The 21,027-nt window shown below is 59.8% G+C and carries 21 protein-coding genes and 1 pseudogene; 18 read left to right on the forward strand and 4 right to left on the reverse strand.

Annotation, left to right across the window (positions count from 1 at the left end):
- Positions 1-150: 150 nt before the first annotated feature.
- The 7 genes from AB0P14_RS08205 to AB0P14_RS08235 all read left to right on the forward strand — a co-directional run bounded on the left by AB0P14_RS08205 (position 151) and on the right by AB0P14_RS08235 (position 6,415).
- A complete protein-coding gene (locus tag AB0P14_RS08205) occupies positions 151-1,659 on the forward strand; it encodes an FAD-dependent oxidoreductase (protein ID WP_363840178.1) in 1,509 nt (502 codons plus the stop codon).
- A gap of 17 nt (positions 1,660-1,676) precedes the next feature.
- On the forward strand, positions 1,677-2,336 hold the full coding sequence (locus AB0P14_RS08210; protein WP_218712539.1) for an arsenate reductase ArsC: 660 nt from the start codon (positions 1,677-1,679) through the stop codon (positions 2,334-2,336).
- Between the two features lie 13 nt (positions 2,337-2,349).
- Positions 2,350-2,871 carry a universal stress protein gene (locus AB0P14_RS08215; RefSeq protein ID WP_363840181.1) on the forward strand — a complete coding sequence of 174 codons (522 nt, stop codon included), beginning with the start codon at positions 2,350-2,352 and terminating at the stop codon, positions 2,869-2,871.
- A 16-nt stretch (positions 2,872-2,887) separates the two neighbouring features.
- Positions 2,888-3,310 carry a low molecular weight phosphatase family protein gene (locus AB0P14_RS08220; RefSeq protein ID WP_218712541.1) on the forward strand — a complete coding sequence of 141 codons (423 nt, stop codon included), beginning with the start codon at positions 2,888-2,890 and terminating at the stop codon, positions 3,308-3,310.
- A 222-nt stretch (positions 3,311-3,532) separates the two neighbouring features.
- Positions 3,533-4,648 carry a tyrosine-type recombinase/integrase gene (locus AB0P14_RS08225; protein WP_363840184.1) on the forward strand — a complete coding sequence of 372 codons (1,116 nt, stop codon included), beginning with the start codon at positions 3,533-3,535 and terminating at the stop codon, positions 4,646-4,648.
- Complete coding sequence (locus tag AB0P14_RS08230) at positions 4,635-4,988, forward strand: helix-turn-helix transcriptional regulator (protein WP_218714145.1); 354 nt, start codon at positions 4,635-4,637, stop codon at positions 4,986-4,988. Before AB0P14_RS08225 ends, AB0P14_RS08230 begins: the two co-directional genes overlap by 14 nt.
- Before the next feature lie 422 nt (positions 4,989-5,410).
- Positions 5,411-6,415: a hypothetical protein gene (locus AB0P14_RS08235; protein ID WP_218714146.1), complete on the forward strand. Its 1,005-nt coding sequence runs from the start codon at positions 5,411-5,413 to the stop codon at positions 6,413-6,415.
- Between the two features lie 191 nt (positions 6,416-6,606).
- On the opposite strand, the gene AB0P14_RS08240 is transcribed toward AB0P14_RS08235, so the two are convergent.
- The gene (locus tag AB0P14_RS08240) at positions 6,607-6,996 is read right to left on the reverse strand and encodes a heavy metal-responsive transcriptional regulator (protein ID WP_218714147.1); all 390 of its coding nucleotides are present in this window, start codon (positions 6,994-6,996) and stop codon (positions 6,607-6,609) included.
- A gap of 106 nt (positions 6,997-7,102) precedes the next feature.
- Between AB0P14_RS08240 and merA the strand changes: the two genes are divergently transcribed.
- The 7 genes from merA (at position 7,103) to AB0P14_RS08275 (ending at position 14,508) form a co-directional block, all read left to right on the forward strand.
- Positions 7,103-8,533: a mercury(II) reductase gene (merA, locus tag AB0P14_RS08245; protein ID WP_363840189.1), complete on the forward strand. Its 1,431-nt coding sequence runs from the start codon at positions 7,103-7,105 to the stop codon at positions 8,531-8,533.
- Between the two features lie 307 nt (positions 8,534-8,840).
- The gene (locus tag AB0P14_RS08250) at positions 8,841-9,155 is read left to right on the forward strand and encodes a heavy-metal-associated domain-containing protein (RefSeq protein WP_363840192.1); all 315 of its coding nucleotides are present in this window, start codon (positions 8,841-8,843) and stop codon (positions 9,153-9,155) included.
- 33 nt (positions 9,156-9,188) lie between these two features.
- Positions 9,189-11,309, forward strand: coding sequence for a copper-translocating P-type ATPase (locus AB0P14_RS08255; protein WP_363840195.1), 2,121 nt, complete (start codon positions 9,189-9,191; stop codon positions 11,307-11,309).
- Positions 11,310-11,396: 87 nt separating this feature from the next.
- Positions 11,397-11,876, forward strand: a complete 480-nt coding sequence (locus AB0P14_RS08260) for a DUF6153 family protein (RefSeq protein ID WP_363840198.1) — start codon at positions 11,397-11,399, stop codon at positions 11,874-11,876.
- A gap of 105 nt (positions 11,877-11,981) precedes the next feature.
- Complete coding sequence (locus AB0P14_RS08265; protein WP_363840201.1) at positions 11,982-12,584, forward strand: DUF305 domain-containing protein; 603 nt, start codon at positions 11,982-11,984, stop codon at positions 12,582-12,584.
- A gap of 91 nt (positions 12,585-12,675) precedes the next feature.
- Positions 12,676-13,554, forward strand: coding sequence for a F510_1955 family glycosylhydrolase (locus AB0P14_RS08270; protein WP_363840204.1), 879 nt, complete (start codon positions 12,676-12,678; stop codon positions 13,552-13,554).
- Between the two features lie 291 nt (positions 13,555-13,845).
- Positions 13,846-14,508: an SOS response-associated peptidase gene (locus AB0P14_RS08275; RefSeq protein WP_363840207.1), complete on the forward strand. Its 663-nt coding sequence runs from the start codon at positions 13,846-13,848 to the stop codon at positions 14,506-14,508.
- On the opposite strand, the gene AB0P14_RS08280 is transcribed toward AB0P14_RS08275, so the two are convergent.
- The 3 genes from AB0P14_RS08280 to AB0P14_RS08290 all read right to left on the reverse strand — a co-directional run bounded on the left by AB0P14_RS08280 (position 14,503) and on the right by AB0P14_RS08290 (position 16,474).
- Entirely contained in the window at positions 14,503-15,774 is a 1,272-nt protein-coding gene (locus AB0P14_RS08280) for a Y-family DNA polymerase (protein ID WP_218714154.1), read from the reverse strand. The two genes, AB0P14_RS08275 and AB0P14_RS08280, sit on opposite strands and share 6 nt — an antisense overlap.
- A gap of 18 nt (positions 15,775-15,792) precedes the next feature.
- Complete coding sequence (gene umuD, locus AB0P14_RS08285; protein WP_363840210.1) at positions 15,793-16,182, reverse strand: translesion error-prone DNA polymerase V autoproteolytic subunit; 390 nt, start codon at positions 16,180-16,182, stop codon at positions 15,793-15,795.
- A 142-nt stretch (positions 16,183-16,324) separates the two neighbouring features.
- The gene (locus tag AB0P14_RS08290) at positions 16,325-16,474 is read right to left on the reverse strand and encodes a hypothetical protein (protein ID WP_218713690.1); all 150 of its coding nucleotides are present in this window, start codon (positions 16,472-16,474) and stop codon (positions 16,325-16,327) included.
- Between the two features lie 103 nt (positions 16,475-16,577).
- On the opposite strand from AB0P14_RS08290, the gene AB0P14_RS08295 reads away from it, so the two are divergent.
- The 4 genes and pseudogenes from AB0P14_RS08295 (at position 16,578) to AB0P14_RS08310 (ending at position 20,782) form a co-directional block, all read left to right on the forward strand.
- The gene (locus AB0P14_RS08295; protein ID WP_363840213.1) at positions 16,578-17,846 is read left to right on the forward strand and encodes a TIR domain-containing protein; all 1,269 of its coding nucleotides are present in this window, start codon (positions 16,578-16,580) and stop codon (positions 17,844-17,846) included.
- Positions 17,847-18,197: 351 nt separating this feature from the next.
- A protein-coding gene (locus tag AB0P14_RS08300) for an IS3 family transposase (protein WP_363840216.1) occupies positions 18,198-19,405 on the forward strand; the annotation gives its coding sequence in 2 pieces (ribosomal slippage) (positions 18,198-18,450 and positions 18,450-19,405; 1,209 coding nt in all).
- A gap of 45 nt (positions 19,406-19,450) precedes the next feature.
- A pseudogene (locus AB0P14_RS08305) lies at positions 19,451-20,101 on the forward strand (IS30 family transposase); the annotation flags it as partial.
- A gap of 48 nt (positions 20,102-20,149) precedes the next feature.
- On the forward strand, positions 20,150-20,782 hold the full coding sequence (locus AB0P14_RS08310; RefSeq protein ID WP_363840219.1) for a recombinase family protein: 633 nt from the start codon (positions 20,150-20,152) through the stop codon (positions 20,780-20,782).
- Positions 20,783-21,027: the final 245 nt, after the last annotated feature.

Raw genomic sequence — 21,027 nt, forward strand, 5'->3', positions numbered from 1 at the left:
ATGGATGAGAACTGCTGCACCGAGACCGGTTGCTGCACCAACGACACCGGCTGCTGCTAACCACCCTCCACCGCCCTGCCAGGGCACGTACCTGGCAGGGCACCCACCCATACGAAACTAACTGTGAATATTCCAAGGAGAACCACGAACATGACGACCCCACGAAACGACCTGCCCGTTGCCATCATCGGTGCCGGCCCGATCGGCCTGGCCACCGCCGCGAACTTGATCGAACGCGGGCTCACACCGCTCATCTTCGAAAAGGGCGACCACGTTGGTGCGGCCATCAAGGCATGGGGCCACATCCGTCTGTTCTCCTCCTGGGAGCACAACATCGACCCCGCCTCACGCCGCCTGCTCGAACCGGCCGGGTGGACCGAACCGCGCCTGACCGCCCTGCCCTACGGTGCCGAGCTCGTGGACGAATACCTCACCCCCCTGGCTGCGACCCCCGCCATCGCGGACGCACTGCACCTGTCCTCCACCGTGACGGCCGTGAGCCGGGTCGGCATGGACAAGACCCACTCCCGTGGCCGCGATGAGCAGCCTTTCCTGGTCCGTGTCACCAACATTGACGGGACCGTGACGGATCACCATGTGCGGGCCGTGATCGATGCCTCCGGCACCTGGGCCCAGCCCAACCCGCTGGGCCAGGCTGGCTTGCCCGCGCCCGGCGAGGTCGAGGCCATCGCTGCTGGCTTGATCACCGGTCCCTTGGCTGATGTCACCGGGGTTGACCGTGACCGCTTCACCGGCAAGCACGTGCTGGTCATCGGTGCAGGCCACTCCGCCGCCAACACCCTTATCTCCCTGGGCCAGCTGGCCAAGAACGAGCCCGGGACCCGGATCACCTGGGCCGTGCGCGGGGCTGACGCTTCCCGCCTGTACGGTGGCGGGGACCTTGATGGCCTGCCGGCCCGCGGCCAGCTCGGCACCCGCCTGCGCAAGCTCGTCGAAGACGGCCACATTGAACTGCACACCTCCTTCACCACCACCTCCTTCGCCACCACGGACCTGGGACTGGCCGTCACCGGTTCCACCCCGAACGGCGACGTGACCTTGGATGTGGACCTGTTGATTCCCGCCACCGGGTTCCGCCCCGATCTGGACATCCTGCGTGAAATCCGGTTGGAGCTGGACCCGATTGTGGAAGCACCCCGGGACCTGGGCCCCATGATTGATCCCGAGTTCCATTCCTGCGGGACCGTCCCGGCCCATGGCGCCAAGGTCTTGGCCCACCCGGACAAGGATTTCTACATTGCCGGGATGAAGTCCTACGGCCGGGCACCGACCTTCTTGATGGCCACCGGTTACGAGCAGGTGCGCTCCATCGTCGCCGCCCTCGCCGGGGACCAGGAAGCCGCCGACCAGGTTCACCTGGAACTGCCCGAAACCGGTGTCTGCTCCACCGATCTTGGTGGCAGCTGCGACCTCCCAGCCGTGTCCGGCGCAGAACAAAGCGAGGCTGCTGATTCGTGCTGTGGCACACCCGAGCTGGTGATGCTTGACCAGCCGGCCTCGGGCGGCTGCGGCACCCCATCCGAGACCGCACCGGACACGGTGGAGGCCGCATCATCATGCTGCGCCGCCCCGGAACCAGTGCTGATCGGCATCCCCACCGGATTGGCCCACGGCCGATCCGCCACACTCACCGACTAAAGGAAAATGAGCCAGCCATGACCGAGCACCGCAAGAGCGTACTGACAGGCCTCACGGACGACACCGCCGTCTTGGGGCGCATCAGCGAAGACCTGACCCAGAAATTCACCGGCATCTTCGCCGCTGAAACCGTCGAACGCTACGTTTTCGAGTCCTACACGGCCCTGGCCAGGACCTCGCGGATCCACACCTACCTGGCAGCCACCACCGCCAGGTTCGCGGCCGACCGGCTCAGGGCCTTGGCCCAGTCCAAGGGTGCCATCGCCCACGACGTGCCCGAAGTCCTGTTCGTGTGCGTGCACAATGCCGGCCGCTCCCAAATGGCAGCCGCGTTGTTGAACAAGCACGCCCAAGGTGCCGTGCACGTCCGCTCCGCCGGATCCGCACCAGCGGCCGATCTGGAACCCTCGGTCGTGGCGGCCATGGCCGAGGTCGGCATCGACCTGTCAGAGGAGTTCCCCAAGCCCCTGACCGACGATGTGGTGCGGGCAGCCGACGTCGTGATCACCATGGGATGCGGGGATTCGTGCCCGATCTACCCCGGCAAGCAGTACCTTGATTGGAAGATCGAAGATCCTGCAACCAAGGACCTGGCAGGGGCCAAGGAAATCCGGGACGAGATCGACCTGCTGGTCCGTGAATTCCTCACCGACCTCACCACCAGCGAGGACCACTAGAAAAGAGACCGCGATGAGCGAGCAAGCAGCCAGGGCAGGATTCAATGGTTCACCGGTCATTGTCGGGGTCATCCCCGACCAGGACCCGACCGTGTGTGCCCGGGCCCTGGAACTGGCCCACAGCCAGTCCGCGCCGCTCATCGCGGCCTTCGTGGACCCCGCCAGCTACCTGATCGAATGGACACCAGGGAACAGGGTCCTGCCAATCTCCCTGGACCCCATCCTGGAACCAGAGGATGAAACCTCCATAGCCGCAGCCCAGATCAAGGAATCCCTCACCACCGCAGCGGCAGGCCATGACGTGGACTGGTCGTTGCGGATCATTGGCGGGGACCCCGCCCTGGCCTTGGGCCGAATGGCTGCAGCGGTCGGAGCCTCGACCATCATCATCGGCGCCCGACGCCCGGGATTCATGGCCAAAGTTGATGAACTCGTCTCCGGATCCCTCATCCACCGCCTCCTCACCACTCAGGCCATCCCGGTCCTGGGCATCCCTTCCCCCGAAGTGCAACGCCACTTCCACTCCCACGGCTGAAAGCAGAACCACCCCCATGATCACCAAACCAGGCGTCTTGTTCGTATGTGTGAAGAACGGCGGCAAATCCCAGATGGCCGGCGGACTCATGCGCCACCTCGCAGGCGACACCGTCACCGTCTACACCGCCGGCACCAAACCCGGCACAGCGTTGAACGCCCAGTCCGTGGAATCCCTGGCCGAACTCGGCATCGACATCTCCGCCGAGCACACCAAGCCCATCACCTCCGACATGCTCGCCAACGTGGGCCTCATCATCACCCTCGGCAGCGAAGCAGTCGTGGACCCGGTTCCCGGAATCGAAATCCGCAACTGGGACACCGACGAACCCTCCGCCCGCGGAATCGAAGGCATGGAACGCATGCGCCTGGTCCGCGACGACATCAACAACCGCGTCTCCGCCCTGGCAAACGAACTAGACCTTGGCGCCCAAAGCTAGACACCGACCGGCTTTATCCAGAATTCTGGATAAAGCCGGATAATTGTGGATTCACCCTCGTTTGCGCTCTGTCGCGGCAGTCAGGGAAGCCGTTCAACCGAAGAAGCCCCGAGGACGAGGCACATTTAGGCACCGCATCTGAGGCGAGTTCATTCTCGCCGTTTCCTCATAAATTTCCTCAAACTGATTGCATCAATGATGCATTTAATGCAACCATGAGCCATGGTTGATGGCACTCGCCCGCCGAGTCCGCTTTTGCAGTTACTGGACAACGTTCACCCCCTTCACGAGGGTGAGTTTGTCTTTGACGCGATGCTCTCCGGTTGGCATGACCAGCAAGTCAGCAGGGGGTTGGCAGCCAGTACCGTGACATCGAGGATTCTATTTATTCGCCGTTTTGCAAACTACTGTGACAAGTTGCCCTGGCAATGGATTCCCGGGGATGTTGAGGACTTCACCGTGCACTGCAGCTCAGGGGATGGGAGGCTGGCGAAATCGACGATCCGCGCCTACCAGGCAAGAATCCGGGTCTTTTGCGCTTTCATCACTGACACCCGATATGACTGGATTGCCCAGTGCCAGAAACGCTTCGGGTGTGCCCCACAACAGATTTGCCATGAGTGGAACACCACGGCGCATATTGCCGACTATGAGGGCCGGCCGGAGCGACGAGCCCTGACGTACGACGAACTTGATAGCTTCTTTGGCCATGCCGATGGGCGTGTGGAGTCCATAGTCCAGTCTGGCAAGAAAGGGGCCTTGGCTGCTCTGCGAGACACCCAGATTTTCAAGACTGTTTATGCGTTTGGTCTCCGAAGGGCTGAAGCCGTGGGTCTCGATATTGCTGATCTTCGCCCAAACCCGGCATCCCCACGCTTCGGGCACTACGGGTCCTTGGATGTCCGGTGGGGTAAGGGGTCCAATGGTTCCGGACCGCGCCGACGAACAATTTTGGCCCTGCCTGAGTTCGACTGGGCTATTGATGGGTTGCGGCAGTGGGTCGAGATGGGTCGGATGCGCGTGACCAATGAACGCCGCGGCGCACTATGGCCCACCGAACGAGGAACCCGTGTCTCCCTCAGATACCTTGATGACAGATTTGCCGAGATCCGTGACGGTGCTGGACTGCCCAAAGAACTCAGCCTGCATTCCCTACGCCACAGCTATGTGACAAATTTGATCGAGTGGGGCTACTCGGAAAAGTTTGTCCAAGACCAAGTCGGCCACCTATATGCCTCAACCACCGCGATCTACACTTCGGTGGGCAGCGACTATAAGAACCGGGTGATCGCCCGGGCCCTTTCCCGAGTGTATGGAGACCAGAATGCGCACAGCTGACGACCAATCACCGATTTCCTGGCGCTTGCGTGAACTCATGGCTGCAGCGGGCATGTTTCACACCACCGACCTGGTCGGCCCTCTTCAAGATGTCGGCATTCAGCTTTCACGGGAGCAAGTCTTTCGCCTGGTCACCAAAACCCCAGCACGATTGAATATCGAGGTCCTCGCCGGGCTCTGCCAGATCCTCAGCTGTACTCCCAACGACTTGATCCAGATCAAACCGGCCACAGCTGCTGCCGACGTGTTCCGAACTGGAACCACTGGCACCACCGCCCCGGAGAGTCATTCAATCGGAGACCTCCGTCCCGTGCCGGCTCGGATCCGCCGCCCAACATGATCCCAGATGGTTTGGAGTGCCATCTCTGCAGCCGGGCCATCACCAGCGGGTACGAACTCTTGGGAGGCACGATCTGCAACCCTTGCTACTCCCGGATCCGACGATCGGCGACAGCGTGTCCCCGCTGCCACCACATCAGAGTTCTCGCATTCCGTGACGAGGCGGGTCTGGCGGTTTGCGCAGGATGCGCCGGGGAACCAGCCCGCTTTGCATGCAAGGACTGCGGCAGCGAAGTTCAGCTCACAGGTTCGCAATGCGGCCGATGCCGTATGAAAGATCGAGCCACAGCACTTCTATCCCAAGACGATGGCACGATGCATCCCGGTTTCAAAGGGCTCTACCACCACTTTCTTACCGCCCCAGATCCACGGACCGTGACTCGATGGATAAGTCACTCTCCCATTAAGGAAACACTGCGCTCCATGGCCCTAGGGCAACTACCCATCAGCCATATGAGCCTGGATCAACTCACCCAGACTCATCGTGTGCGCTACCTCCGGCAAGTGCTCGTCAGTGCAGGAACTCTCCCATCCCAAGACATGCAACTGCATGCCTACGAGGTCTACGGCTCCAAGTTCATCAGCGCGCTGCCACCCCACCAAGCCGCAATTATCAGCAGATACCAACGCTGGTACGTCTTGAGAGTCATGCGGCTCGCCTCGGCCCAAACACCAACCAGCGTCCACGCACTCAATCGCCGGCGTGCTGAACTACGAGCGATCGCCGCCTTCCTCACCTGGTTGGAGGACCAAGACAATTGCCTGGAGACGGCAACCCAAGCTCACCTCGACCACTACTTCGCGACGACTACAGACACAGCAACAGTCCTCAGTACGTTCATCAGGTGGGCCCGCGAGCAACACCTGGCATCAGAAATCGACATTCCTAGGAAACCCTCTAGGCCGGGATCAGCCGCAAGCCACGAAGAGCTCTGGGACAAGGTTGAGTTTCTGCTCCATGACGATTCCACCGCGCGTGACGTCCGGATCATCGGGCTTTTTCTGCTTCTCTTTGGACAACGAGTCACCAATACAGTCCGACTCAAACACTCCGACGTTGAGGTGTCAGGACCCAAAGTGTCCGTAAGGTTTGGCACCGACGCAATCGAGTTACCCCCAGCCCTCGCCACTCTAGTTCTGGCGCAACTGCAGATGCCGACAAGTCGCTACATCTACCACCGGCCAGAAATCGGATGGCTTTTCAACGGCCTCGTCCCAGGACAGCACATAACGCCCAACCACATCACAATGCGCCTCTCCGAGGCTGGCATCAAGGCCCGGCCCTTTCGCCAGGCAGCAATGCTGCAACTTGCCGCTGCCATCCCCGTCAGCGTCGTCGCAGACACCCTCGGCATGAGTGTTTACACCGCCGCGCAATGGGCTCAACGGTCCGGTCACACCTGGAACGACTATCCCGCCATCCGATAGGGCATTATTGCCCTTATGACAGAACGAATATCCGCATGACCCCGACAGAGTAGTCACTATTGAAACGCGTGCAACCAATCATGTCGCCTGAATGAGCAGGTCAACTCCTTGCAGCTCCGATGTCATGGATGCTTCTAGCTCGAATCTATGCTGGTGATCGGCTGCCTCCGCGTCATTTAGTGATGATGCTTTCAAACGTAGCGACAGACCTCGCCAACGGAACATGTTTCTGGTTCGAGTTCGGCTGCGTTGGCATGCAGCTGGGCGATGGTCTCCCTGAGGGTTGCCAATTCCGCGATTTGGGCATCAAGCTCTCTCAGCCGCTCGCCCAGCAGATCTCGGACGTGCGAGCAGGGAGTTTGGCCGTGTTCGCGGATTTTTAGGATCTGTCGAATTTGGGCCAGGGTGAGCCCAGCGGCCTGGCCGCGGTGAATGAAGCCGATCCTGCCTACAGCATCGTCAGCATAGTCACGATAGCCGGAGGCTAGGCGCTCGGCTGGAGTCAGTAGTCCCGACTCCTCATAGAACCGCAGGGTCTTGGTCGTGGTGCCTGTTGCTTCCGCAAGCTGTCCGATCCTCATGTTCGTCAGGTTCCCTTTCAATGGCCACGATTCTTGACCTTCCACTGTACTGGAAGGTTCATGATGGTGCATAGAGACTTTTAGGCCACAGGGAAGAGAGACCGGGATGACAAGCGAAAAGTATGATCTGGCGATTATTGGTTCCGGGGGCGGCGCCTTTGCTGCCGCTATCCGAGCCACAGGGCTGGGCAAGCGCGTCGTCATGGTGGAGCGCGGCACCGTCGGTGGGACATGCGTGAACACCGGATGCGTGCCTTCGAAGGCGCTTCTGGCTGCCGCTGAGGCCCGCCACGTGGCGTTGGACTCGGCCCGCTTCCCTGGCATGAGGGCCTCGGCAGGACCGGTGGACATGCCGGCCTTGATCCAGGGCAAGGCCGCCTTGGTGGAGTCCATGCGGACGGAAAAGTATGTCGATCTAGCCGCGGACTACGACTGGGCCATGGTCGAGGGGAACGCTTCGTTCACCGGCAGCATGGACAGCCCGCTGCTTCAAGTCGCATCCTCGGATGGCGGGATGCACACCATCGAGGCCGGGCACTACCTGGTGGCCACTGGCGCCAGCCCCTTCGTGCCGCCTATTCCCGGGCTGGCGGAAGCTGGGTACCTGACTTCGACGACGGCGATGGAATTGGATGAGGTACCGGAAACTTTGCTGATCCTGGGCGGGGGCTACGTGGCGTTGGAGATGGCGCAACTTTTCTCCCGGCTGGGTTCTCGGGTGACTATGCTGGTTCGTTCCCGGCTGGCCTCACCGGAAGAACCAGAGACGTCAAAGGCGCTGGCTTCTGTGTTCGCCGACGAGGGCATCCGGGTGGTTCGGCGGGCCACCGTGGACAGCGTGGAGCGCGATGAGACAAACGGATCGGTGGTTGCCTCCGCATCCGTTGCAGGGGGAAAGGAAGTGTTCCGGGCCGACAAACTGTTGGTGGCGACGGGGCGCCGTCCTGTAACGGAGGGATTGAACCTTGACTCCGTCGGTGTGGCGACCGGCGCATCCGGGGAAATCGTTGTCGATTCCCGCCTGGCTACGGCCAATCCGCGTATCTGGGCCGCTGGGGATGTGACGGGGCATCGGGAATTCGTTTATGTCGCTGCGGCCCATGGCGCGATGGCTGTGGACAATGCCTTCATCGATGCCGCTGCCGAGGTCGACTATCGGCACCTGCCCCGTGTCACCTTCACCAGCCCCTCCATCGGGGCGGTCGGAATGACGGAGAAGGAAGTCATCGCTGCCGGGATCCGTTGTGATTGCCGGGTCCTTCCTTTGGAGTATGTCCCGCGTGCTGTGGTCAACCGCGACACCCGAGGCTTCATCAAGGTTGTCGCCGAACTGGGTACCGGGCGGATCCTGGGCATTTCCGCCGTGGCCAAGGACGCCGGGGAAATTGCCGCGGCCGGCGTTTACATCCTCGAAGCGGGAATGACCACCGCACAAGTTGCCGCCGCATGGAGCCCCTACCTGACGATGGCCGAGGGCATCAGGATCGCGTGCAAGGCCTTCAACACCGACCCCACCAAGCTCTCCTGCTGCGCCTGACTGCTCCCCACCACCGAAACCGCCCTCGCGGTCCGGAACACACCCTCTTCTTCCCAGCCTTGATCGAGAAGGCAGCGACTATTGAGTCCGCTTCTCCAAGCAGCGGTATCCGGGCAATTTCACCTAAGAACATCCTTACTGATGACGCCTGCATCACCACGGTCAAAGCTTGAAGAAAATACCCCACGGGGGTATGGTTGGAGTGTTGTCAGTGAAGTAGTTTGTCGCGGCCGTCGATTCTTCCAGCCGCCACTGCCGTTCAACCCCAACGCACACCATCTACCCCCTTTTCAAAGGAACTTCCCAAATGTGCGGAACTGAAACTCCAAAAGACCTCAAACTGACGCAGACAACCGAGAGCTCATGTAGCTGCTGCTCGACCGAGACAACAGAGGCCAAGGCAACCGGTGAGTCTGGAACCCTGTATTCCTTGGAAGGACTGACCTGCGGGCACTGCGTCCAAAGCGTCGAGGCAGCCGTTCAGAAAATTGAGGGAGTGGAATCAGCCACCGTTGATCTTGTCGCCGGCGGTATCTCGACACTGATGGTCTCTGGACCTGTACGCCCTGAAGACATTCGCTCTGCCGTCGTCACCGCCGGCTATTCCTTCACTGAGAGCTAGAAACCACTTCTATCAACCCGAACGGGGAGAGACATGGAAGAGAACAACAATGGGCACGACCACCAGGCACAGGCTGCCAACCCCGGTGAGACGTTGACTTCTGAGATGGACCATGCGGCCGTGGGTCACGGCGGCATGGATCATGACGACCATGCCGTCCACACCGCCGGCCAACATGCCGGGCACAGCACCGCCATGTTTAAGAATCGATTCTGGCTGACCCTGGTCCTTTCCATCCCGGTGGTGTTCTTCAGCCCCATGTTCGGGCACCTTCTCAGTTACAATCCGCCCGATTTCCCGGGGGCTGTCTGGATCCCACCGGTGTTGGGCACCTTCATTTTCTTCTACGGCGGCCAGCCGTTCCTCAAGGGTGGCTGGCAGGAAATCAAGTCCCGGCAACCGGGCATGATGCTGCTGATTTCCATGGCCATCACCGTCGCCTTCGTTGCCTCCTGGGTCACCAGCCTGGGTATCGGCGGCTTTGACCTGGATTTCTGGTGGGAGCTGGCCCTGCTGGTGGCCATCATGCTGCTCGGGCATTGGATTGAAATGCGGGCGCTTGGCTCGGCCCGCGGGGCCCTGGACGCCCTGGCCGCCCTGCTGCCGGATGAGGCCGAACGGGTCATCGAGGGCGGCACCGAGACCATCAGCGTCACCGAGCTACAAGCCGGCGACCTTGTCCTGGTCCGCTCGGGCGCCCGCATGCCGGCCGATGGCGTCATCAGCGACGGAGCCGCCGAGGTGGACGAGTCGATGATTACCGGCGAATCCAAAACCGTCCCGCGCACCGTGGGCGATCCCGTGGTGGCGGGCACTGTTGCCACCGACAACTCACTGCGGATGAAAGTCACTGCAGTCGGTGACGATACCGCCCTTGCAGGAATTCAGCGGCTGGTTGCCGAGGCACAGGCCTCTACCTCCCGCGCCCAGGCCCTGGCCGACCGGGCGGCGGCGTTCCTGTTCTACTTCGCCGCCGGCGCCGGCGTCATCACGTTCATTGTCTGGTCCCTGCTGGGAAGTATCCCGGACGCGGTGACCCGCACCGTGACCGTGCTGGTCATTGCCTGCCCGCATGCCCTGGGTTTGGCCATTCCACTGGTCATCGCCATCTCCACCGAACGGGCCGCGCGGGCCGGCGTGCTGATTAAAAACCGGATGGCTTTGGAACGGATGCGCACCATCGACGTCGTCCTGTTCGACAAGACCGGCACCCTAACCAAGGGTGAACCCGCTGTCACAGGCGTCGTTGCGGTAGACGGCGTCACAACAGAGGAGTTGTTGGCCCTCGCCGCCGCTGTTGAATCGGACAGCGAACACCCGGTCGCCCGGGCGATCATCGCTGCCGCTAAACAGACCGGCAATCCGGCTTTGACTGCCTCGGGTTTTCAGTCCCTGACCGGACGCGGCGTCCAGGCCACCGTCAACGGAACCAACACTGCAGTCGGCGGACCAGCCCTACTCGCGGAGCTCGGAGCCTCTGAACCCGCGGACATCGCAGACACAACCGCAGAGTGGATGGACCGGGGTGCATCGATCTTGCATGTGATCAGGGATGGCGCCATCGTTGGTGCTGTCGCTTTGGAGGATGAAGTCCGCGAGGAATCCCGCCAAGCCATCCAGTCCCTGCAAAAACGTGGCATCAAGGTCGCCATGGTTACCGGCGATGCACACCAGGTTGCCGCTTCGGTGGCTTCCGAGCTTCACATCGACGAGGTTTTCGCGGAGGTCTTACCCCAGGACAAGGACCTGAAGGTCGCCGAACTGCAGGCCCGCGGCATGAAGGTCGCCATGGTCGGCGACGGCGTCAACGATGCCCCCGCCTTGGCCCGGGCCGAGGTTGGCATTGCCATCGGCGCCGGCACTGATGTCGCCATGGAATCGGCTGGAGTGGTGCTGGCCGGCAATGACCCACGGGCGGTGCTGTCCATGGTGGACCTTTCCCATGCCAGCTACCGCAAAATGTGGCAAAACCTGATCTGGGCCACCGGCTACAACATCATTTCCGTTCCACTGGCCGCAGGCGTGCTGGCTTTTGCTGGCATCGTCCTCTCACCGGCCGCGGGTGCAGTTTTGATGTCGCTATCGACCATCGTGGTGGCACTGAACGCCCAACTGCTGCGCCGCCTCAACCTCAACCCCGCCGACGTCCACTAGGCACGCTCGAAGCTCTCGCCCAGCTTGTGCCCGTACAATTCACAACGACTAGCTAGATTCCAGCGGAGCCACGGAAAGGATTTCACCATGCGCATGCCAAGTAGCACGCCCACGATGGTGTCCTTCCTGCGCTGGGGCGCGATGATCGCTCTTGCCTTCGCTGTCATCGGGGGCATCTTCGGCATGCATGTCATGGGCGGAGCAGGCGTCTCGTCCATGGCTTCCCCCAGCATGATGAACGCCTCCACCGAAACAGTCAGTGTCAAGACCACTCCGGTCTCGGAGCACCCAGTGTCCGAAGGCAATGCAATGCTTGACAGCGCCGCTCATGCGCCCTCGACCACACCCGCGGCTTGCGGCTGTTCCTCCACTGGATGTGAATCATCCATGGACATGCACCAGAGCTGCATTCCCAGCCTGGCAACAGCAGTGGTGAACTTGCCCCTGCCCGGAACGCTCATGCTTCCTTCGACCGAATCGGCGTTTCTGGTTGTTACAGGACACAAGTCCTCGGGTCGTGTTCCCGATCCGCCGTCACTGAATCAACTCTCGATCAGCAGAACGTAAACCGATGAATCGTCCCGGGTATCTCTCACGGGTCCTCATTGGCGCGCCCTCCAAGCTAGGGCAACTGCAAAGTATTCGAGAAGTTTAAGTGAAGGACTGTTTGTTATGAAGAAATCATTGACCGTTTCAGCCACCATTGTTGCCGCCATGCTCGCGTTGGCAGGATGCTCCACCGGAACCGACGGCGGATCCATGCCAGGGATGAACCATAGCGGTCCGACCGCTTCCTCCATGGAAGCTACAGTCGCCGGTGGGGAGCATAATGCTGCGGACACGATGTTTGCCCAAATGATGATCCCTCACCACACCCAAGCGGTGGAGATGAGTGACATCATGCTTGCCAAGACCGACCTCGATGCGAAGATCACCGCGTTGGCTACAGACATCAAGGCCGCCCAGGGCCCGGAAATCAAGAAGATGACCACCTGGCTCACCGCCTGGTCCGAACCAACCTCCATGGCCGGAAACCACTCCATGAACGGAATGATGACTGGCGATGATCTTGACAAGCTCAAGGCTGCCGAGGGCACCGAGGCCAGCAAGCTATTTCTGACCCAGATGATTGCCCACCACGAGGGTGCCGTGGAGATGGCCAAAACCGAGATCGCCGACGGTCAAAATGCCGAGGCTGTGGCCTTGGCAGAGAGCATCGTTGCCTCCCAGGAATCCGAGATCAAGGACATGAAGGACCTGCTCGCCACCCTCTAACAGGCTGGCTCAATCCGTCCTCGGTGGTGGATCCAAAACTTCTTGGATCCACCACCAACTCTCCTTGCTAACCTTCTTCTTTGGAGTCCCTTTGTATCCCCGAATTTCGTTTTTCCCTGTCCGCCGAGCTGTAGTTGCGGCCGCACTAACCCTTCCGCTCGTTCTGGCAGGGTGTTCAGTACCGACCCCGGCCATCGATTCCACGCCGGCAGCCAACGCATTTGGACATGTTCATGGCATATCGGTTGACCCGGAATCCACAAGGATCCTACTTGCCACCCATGATGGCCTCTACGACGCCACTAAGAAAACCGCCCTTAAGGTCAGTGACACCATCGATTTGATGGGGTTCACCGTCACTGACGATCCAAAGACCTTCTACGCGTCAGGACACCCCGGAGCTGGATCTTCCTTGCCGAATCCGGTCGGTCTCATCCGCTCCACCGACGCCGGAAAAACCTGGCAGGAGATCTCTCTCGGTGGACAATCCGATTTCCATGCCCTCACTGCCAGCGGCGGTGGTCTAGTCGCCTTCGATGGCCAGCTTCGTACCAGTCACGACGGGGTTACGTGGGAAAACTCCACGACTACGTTTACCCCGGCTGTGTTGGCCGGCAACCCTGCCAGCACCGTCGTCCTTGCCACGACTGAGAGCGGCGTGCAGCGCTCCACGAACGCCGGCAAGACCTGGCAGCTCGTTCCCAATTCCCCGATTATCCAGTTTGCCGCCTTTGCCACGTCCCTGGAGAAGGCCCCGACGGAGACTGTTGGGGTATCCCCGGATGGCAGCGTCCATGTTTCAACCGATGCCGGTCTGAGTTGGGCTGTGACCGGGAAGGTTGCAGGCCAGGTCGAAGCCATCGCCGCCTTGGAAGGAAGCCACGGAAAGCCGCGGATTTGGGTGGCCACCACCACCGGCATCCAGGTCTCCGATGACGGTGGGGAGACTTTCCACACGGCTGCTTCCTAGGCCCATCACTCTGGCATCAGCGTGAGGCATGGGAACCTCCGGTCAGTGAAGCAATAGACAGCTCCACAAAGCCCGGCGGGCCTCCAATTGATCAAACCCCCGATGTCACGAACCACATGGCCGAGTACACCTAGCTGTTTGGCAGACCCGTTCGGAATGAGAATGTCCATCGCTGACACATAGGCTCAACGGTCCGGCTGGCCTGGAACAACTACCCAGATATTCGATAGAGCATTATTGCCCTTACTGCAGAACGAATACTTACATGACCCCGACACGACAGCTGACTTGGTGAACATGTTCGATGTGATGGTGGCAGGTGACAACCTGCCGGAACCGGCATGGAACATCAAACCGACGAACCGTGTCCCGGTCATACTGGAGTCCGCGAAGGGTGAGCATGAGCCGGTGCGTCGACTGGAGGCTGGCCGGTGGTCACTCACGCCGTCGTACTCCAAGGAACTGAAAACGAAGTTCGCCACCTTCAATGCCCGTTCGGAAACGGCGGCGGAGAAGGCCACGTTCCGCGGGTCGGTCAAGAGCAAGCGGGCGATCCTGCCGGCCGATTCCTACTACGAATGGCACACCGAGGGTGAGACAAAGACTCCGTATGCCATCCACTCCCCCAATGACGAAATCATAGCCTTTGCCGGCCTCTATACCTGGTGGCCGGACAAGTCCTTACCCGAGGACCACGAGGACTACTGGACATTGACGACCACAATCCTGACCCGGGCGGCGGTCGGTGAGGTGAGCCAGCTTCATGACCGCACCCCGGTGACGCTACCGCCGAGTTTCTGGGATGAGTGGCTAGACGCTGGCCAGGACGGGGACCAAACACTGGTCGACGCTGCTGTTGCAGCGGCCACGCCAGTAGCCGAGGCGCTGGAATTTCACCAGGTCGGCCCGCTCAAGGGGGACGGGCCAGAGCTGGTGGTGCCGATCAATTCATGAGGCTTTGGCGATAGGGAGCTCGTCCCAGTGGGTGGTGTAGCGGGGGCTGAGCATGTCGCGTTTCATGGACCAGTCCGGGCCGCCTTTGATGCCTGCTGACCCGAGTCCGATACTCCCCCGTCCGTGCTTCTTGGATATATCTTCAAGCAGCTGCCCGATGTGGCGTTCTTCATGTGGGTTCTCGAAGAGTTCTAGGGGTGATTGGTTGCCGGTGGGGCGTAGGTCGGTGACCATGATCCCGGCGCGCACGTATTTGACGCCTTCCACGATCCGGGGTGGTAGCGCGTAGGCTGCCCGAGCTAACAGCACAGGATCTGCCGTGGGCATTGGCAGCGGTACACATACGGAGGGATAGGACGTATCGCCAGGGTTGTAGTAGGACGTGGCAGCAAAAGCCGTCAACAGTTTGGCTTGCAGGTTGTGTTTGGCTAGGCGGGCGCTGGCTTGCTGCGCGTACAGGCTCATGACCTGGCGCATGTCTGCGCGGGTGGTGATCGGGGTCGAAAATGACCGGCTAAAAATCAGTTGGTCACGCCCGATCCGCTCTTCTTCCATCGGGATGCAGGGCTTACCTTGCAGCTCTAGGACGGTGCGCATCATGACTACAGAAAAGCGGTCCCTAATCATGACGGGATTGGCCTGGCTCAGGTCCAGAATGGTCTTGATCCCCAAGGCGTAGAGCCGTTTGGTTAGTTTGGTGGCCACGCCCCAGATTTCAATCACGGAGAGGCTGGCCATGAGGTGTTCGCGTTGCGCCAGGGGTACGGAATCCCAGTGACACACGCCGTTGAAATTGGGGTTGTTCTTGGCCCACTTATTGCAAAGCTTCGCCAGGGTTTTCGTGGACGCGATACCCACGCATACGGGTACGCCGCAATTGCGGCGCACGGCGTCTTTCATGGCACGGCCGAGCTGCAGCAGCTCCGGACCAGTTCCCTTGACGGTGCAGAATGCTTCGTCAATGCTGTAAATCTCGATTTCGTGACTGAACCTGCCCAGTAGCTCCATGACGCGGGCACTCACGTCCCCGTATAGCTCGTAGTTGCTGGATTTGGCAATCAGTCCCAAGGCTTTGGCGCGGGGCGCGAGCTTGAACCACGGCTCCCCCATCGGGATGCCTAGTGCCTTTGCCTCGGCACTGCGGGTGACGGCGCAACCATCATTATTCGAGAGCACGATCAACGGCTTGCCTTCCAAGGAGGGGTCAAAGGCCCTTTCCGCACTGGCATAAAACGAGTTAACGTCCACATGGGCGATGGCCTGCATACGTTCCACGACTACGGCCTACAAGAGATGATGCAGAGCAACGGAAGCCGTCCCCCAAATTTCAAGGCTCGCCAACTCAGGGACACGAATATCCGGGTAATCAGGATTCTCGGCCTGCAACACGACACCCGTAGGGGTGATGCGCAGCCGCTTAACCGTCAACTCACCATCAAGGACAGCGACGACAATAGACCCATCCTTAGGCTCCAATGCCCGGTTGACGATCAACTCATCACCATCACTGATGCCGGCGCCTTCCATAGAGTGGCCCGACACGCGAATGATGTACGTGCTGGTGACGTCCTTAATCAAGTGGTCGTTCAAATTAATCCGACCGTCAAAATAATCCTGGGCAGGAGAAGGGTAACCAGCTGCCACGGTGACCGAGGCCAGTAGTGGGTGCGACACAGGGGACGCGAAGTCTACAAGACAAATATTCGATACATGATCCATGACACACCAACTACTAGAAATAAAGTTCTATTAATTGAGTGTAAGCCCTCCCCCTGACAAGGACCATGCCTAGTGCATTAGGGGGGCGGAACCCTGCCTAGCGGTCAACCCTTACGCTCAACAGTCGGTAGCCTTCGGCCAACGTGCGGCGCATGGCGTCCACGCCTGCCTGATACTCAGCTGCGTCCACTTCCGTTTTCTCAATGACGCTGCCCTCAATACATTCCACAGTTCCAAAGATCTTCACTGATTGATTGTAAGTTCGACACGCGCCACCTCGCGGCTAAAGTTGGTATCTGGAGGAAATGCGACAATGCAACCTCGTCGTTTGAAGTGAGGGAACCAGCGCAGTGCCAAATTCAATATCCGAGGTCACTCGACGCAAAGTTATGGACCTCTGCACTCTTTTGCCTCTCGCCTGGTCCGGGCGTCTGAGTGAGCCAGAATTTTTGGCCCGTATTTTCCCCCTCAGGGATCTGCCCAGTACCGACAAGAGGTTCAATGACGCATACGGTGACGTCACTCAACATCGGGTCAACAATCCCGAGGATTGGGAGAACGATTACATCTTCACTGACCCACGATTCAATCTCCTGTGGGGTACAGATGAGAACTTCCTGAAATTTATTGAGATGACGGTTAACCCGGTGGCACTTTCCGGCGACGATGCGGCCTCCTTGGTAGAGACTTACAACAAGATTTTGAGCCCTGATGGATACAAATTCATACAGGACGGAAGTGTAAGTGGGCACCCTCTATATAAGGTTGAACCTTTCGACCCGTGGGCAGACCCCCAGAAAAAAGTCACCCAGAATAAGGCTGAGCCTGTCACCGAATGGCCTGCCACCGCATGGGGAACTCCTCTCACCGCATGGGGAACAACTCAAGAAAAGACTGAACCTGTCGACCCATGGGCAGACCACCAGAAAAAGATTGAAAAAACCCCTCAGAAAAAGGCTAAACCCGTCAACGCGTGGGAAACCCTTCCGACTAAGGTTGAACCTGTCGACCCATGGGCAGACCACCAGAAACACAGTATCCGGACTGCCGGGGAGCCAGTGGCTGATCTTCTTCATTCGCCTGGTGGAAGTCAAGAGTCAATCTCGTCAGCTGTTGGTATCCCAGGCGGCGTGCCAACCACAAGTGGCATTAAAACGTCTCCCGCCGAGAAAAGCATTTTCATCGTTCACGGCCACGATGATACGGCCAAGACCTTCGTTCATCATTTCCTCAACCAACTCACAGGACGGGATGCTGTCATCCTCCACGAGCAAGGAAATTCGGGTCAATCACTGATCGAAAAACTTGAAAAAGCTGCCGCCCAAGCTAATTTCGCGGTCATTATTTTGACTGCCGATGACCTGGGCAAGGCAAAAGATGACAAGGACCTTGAACCTCGTGGTCGCCAGAACGTCGTGTTCGAAATGGGCTACTTCATGGCACATCTGGGACGAGACAAAGTAGCTATCCTTCAGGCAACGGATGTAACTGAACCCGGTGATGTACGAGGCATGCTTTATATTCCTTTCAACAGTTTTACCAACGATTGGAAAGGCAAGCTCGCTGGCGAACTGGAAGACGCGGGGATTCAGGTCAATCTGAGGGTCCTAACGAAGTAGCTTCATTCAGCCTCCAACTGGCCCCACTCATTGCTCGCTCCTGACACACTCGGCACCAACTCACCCGTTGGTTTCAACAGAGACAAGGAGTGTCTCACTTCTAACGAAGTGGGACACTCCCCCCGTTTTGGACCATGGGGAACTTGTCCGATAGCCGGCTACTACTCACGGTTGTTAAATGGCGAAGTGACCAACCTATGGGGCACGGTTGGCCACTTCAAAGACGACACTACTGCGACATTTTAAGCGTTGGCCTGTCACCAGCTCGGCGGCACCTGTGGCCCGTCTAACGATCAACTCTTACATGCGCCCGTATGGTGATTTGAGACAGTGTTTAGGAGAATCTGTTTCATGTCGAGTCGTCGCAAATACAGTCCGGAGTTCAAGGCCGAGGCCATTGAGTTGGTGATTTCCTCGGGCCGTCCGGTGGTCCAGGTTGCCACTGAGATCGGGGTCAATGAGGGGACGTTGGGGAATTGGGTGCGGGTGTGGAAGGAAGAGCACCCTGATGCTGCCGCGGATGAGCCGGGCCCGGTGGAGTGGGCGAAGTTCAAGGCCTTGCAGGCCGAGAACGCGGAGTTGAAGCGGGAGATCGAGTTTCTGGGAAAAGTCAGTGCCTTCTTCGCCGCGAAGCAACGATAAACGACTACTACGCGTTTATCGGGCTGGAGAAGGCCAACTATCCGGTTGACTGGATGTGCCTGAAATTGCAGGTTCCCCGGTCCTCGTACTACCGCTGGACCAAGCCGGCGGAGCCGACCCCGACGCAGCGGCGCAACGAGCAGCTCACCAAGGATGTGTGCCGGGTGTATGAGCGGGAGAAGGGCATGGCCGGGCGGGACCAAATCACCACGATCCTGGGCCATGAGGGCATCCCGGCAGCCCCGAGCACGGTCGGGACGATCATGAAGAAACAGGGCCTGCGGGCCGTGCGCATGCGAGCGTGGAAGAAGACCACGGTCGTGGATCCTGGCGCCAGGACCGAGCACATCCGCAACCACATGCTCGATGAGAACGGGAAGCGGGACTTCAGCGCCACCGTGCCGGGAACGAAGCTGGTCGGCGATATTACATACCTGAAAACAGGCTCCGGCTGGCTGTACCTGGCCACGGTGATCGACCTGGCGACCCGGATGGTCGTGGGCTGGTCAATGGCCTCCCACATGCGCACCGAGCTGATCATTGACGCGCTGACCATGGCCCGGGATCACGGCCGGCTGCACGCCGGCGGGGCCGTGTTCCACAGCGATCGGGGCGCGCAGTACACCTCCGGGGACTTCCAAAAATGGTGTGCCGGCAACAATGTCACGCAGTCCATGGGCGAGGTCGGGGTCTGCTGGGACAACGCGGTTGCCGAGTCGTTCTTCTCGCATCTGAAGACCGAGATGTACCACCACCACGACTTCGCCAGCCACATGGCGGCACGGACCGCCGTCATGGAATACATCGAGTCCTGGTACAACCGGCGCCGGCCCCATGCCAACAACCAGGGACTGCCACCGGCCCGGGCCCTGGCCGAATACCAGAACCAAGATCAAGCCGAACAAGCAGCAGCGTAAGAAGAAAAATCAATCAAACTGTCTCAGAAACTTGACGGCCGCACAGGCCGCGGATCGTTGCGTCTGGAAGTTGCGACGGCGCTGCGGTCAGGACGTGTGACACGGCGCCCACAAAGGCCTGGGGGTCCCCGCCCACAACGCTTCCGGGACATGGTGATGATCTCTGACCGCCCCGCCGAGATCGAAGACCGCGCGGTTCCAGGCCATTGGGAAGGGGACTTAATCATTGGTTCGACGGCGTCGAGGTCCGCGATTGGGACCCTGGTCGAAAGGACCAGCGGTTACGTGATGCTGCTGCACCTGCCCGGGGACCACACCGCCCGCACCGTCGCCGACGCGATGATCACTGCGATGAACACCCTCCCAGAGAAGCTTCGCCGCTCCACGACCTGGGATCAAGGAGCGGAGATGTCCCGCCACCAAGAGATCACAATGGCGACCGGGATGCCGATCTACTTTTGCGACCCGCACTCGCCCTGGCAGCGCGGCAGCAACGAAAACACCAACGGACTTCTGCGCGAGTACTTCCCGAAAAGCACGGACCTCTCGTTCCACGGGCCCGGAATCCTCGAGAACGTCGCTGCCGAACTCAACCGCCGGCCCCGCAAACGCCACGGCTACCGCACCCCGGCAGAAGTCCTAGCCACGCTATTCTTAGACCCAACAAATCAAACAGGTGTTGCAGACACCACCTGAATTCGCCAGGGTGTTCACTATTAGTTATGAGACACATTGGAGTGCCCTGTGGGGAAATTGATCGGTTACGCGCGCGTATCGACGAAGCAGCAATCTACCGACCGGCAACAAGCTGACCTTCTCACCGCCGGCGTCCGGGCAGATGACCTCTATATTGACCAGGGCGTTTCTGGTGCAAGAGCATCGCGGCCTCAATTCGACCGGGCACTCGATGCTCTGATTGCTGGTGACACCTTGGTAATCACCACACTGGATCGACTCGGGCGCTCCACCCAAAACATGCTGACCTTCGCGCAAGAGCTCAACAAGCGGGGCGCAGGTCTGCGGGTCCTGAACCTTGACGGCGGCGATGTAGACACATCAACACCCATGGGATCGATGCTCTTCACCATCATGGCTGCCCTGGCACAAATGGAACACGACATTAAAAGCGAACGCATCACCGACTCCATCAATAAACGCAGAGCAGCAGGCAAAGACCTTGGTGGCCGTCCTCGCCGCATCACCGACAGCCAAATACTCAACGCCATCCGCCTCATTGAAAGCGGAGAACCCACAGCCCAAGTCACCCGCGACCTTGGAATGTCCCGCGCCACCTTCTACAGACGCGCACAAACACTCACCCCACCAAACCCAACACGGCACACCCAAGAAGCCCAACCCACTCCCCCACTCGGCTGAACGACACTCAAAGACACTTAGCCCGTACCGTACGACGCCCCGTCACCGGACAGCTCATCGGGCTACCCCTACGGGACAGTCCCAAATCCGCCATCATATAACCGCAGTTCAGGAGATGGTTCGTCCGATGAGGGACCGCCTTACGGGATGGTTTTAGATGCTAATGCGGACAGGCCTCTATCGGGACGACGCCATTGACTCGGTACAAAAAGAAGTGCTCTATCTGGTTCATATGCGGAGGGCCC

Source organism: Specibacter sp. NPDC078709, from assembly GCF_040686795.1.
Classification (GTDB): domain Bacteria; phylum Actinomycetota; class Actinomycetes; order Actinomycetales; family Micrococcaceae; genus Specibacter.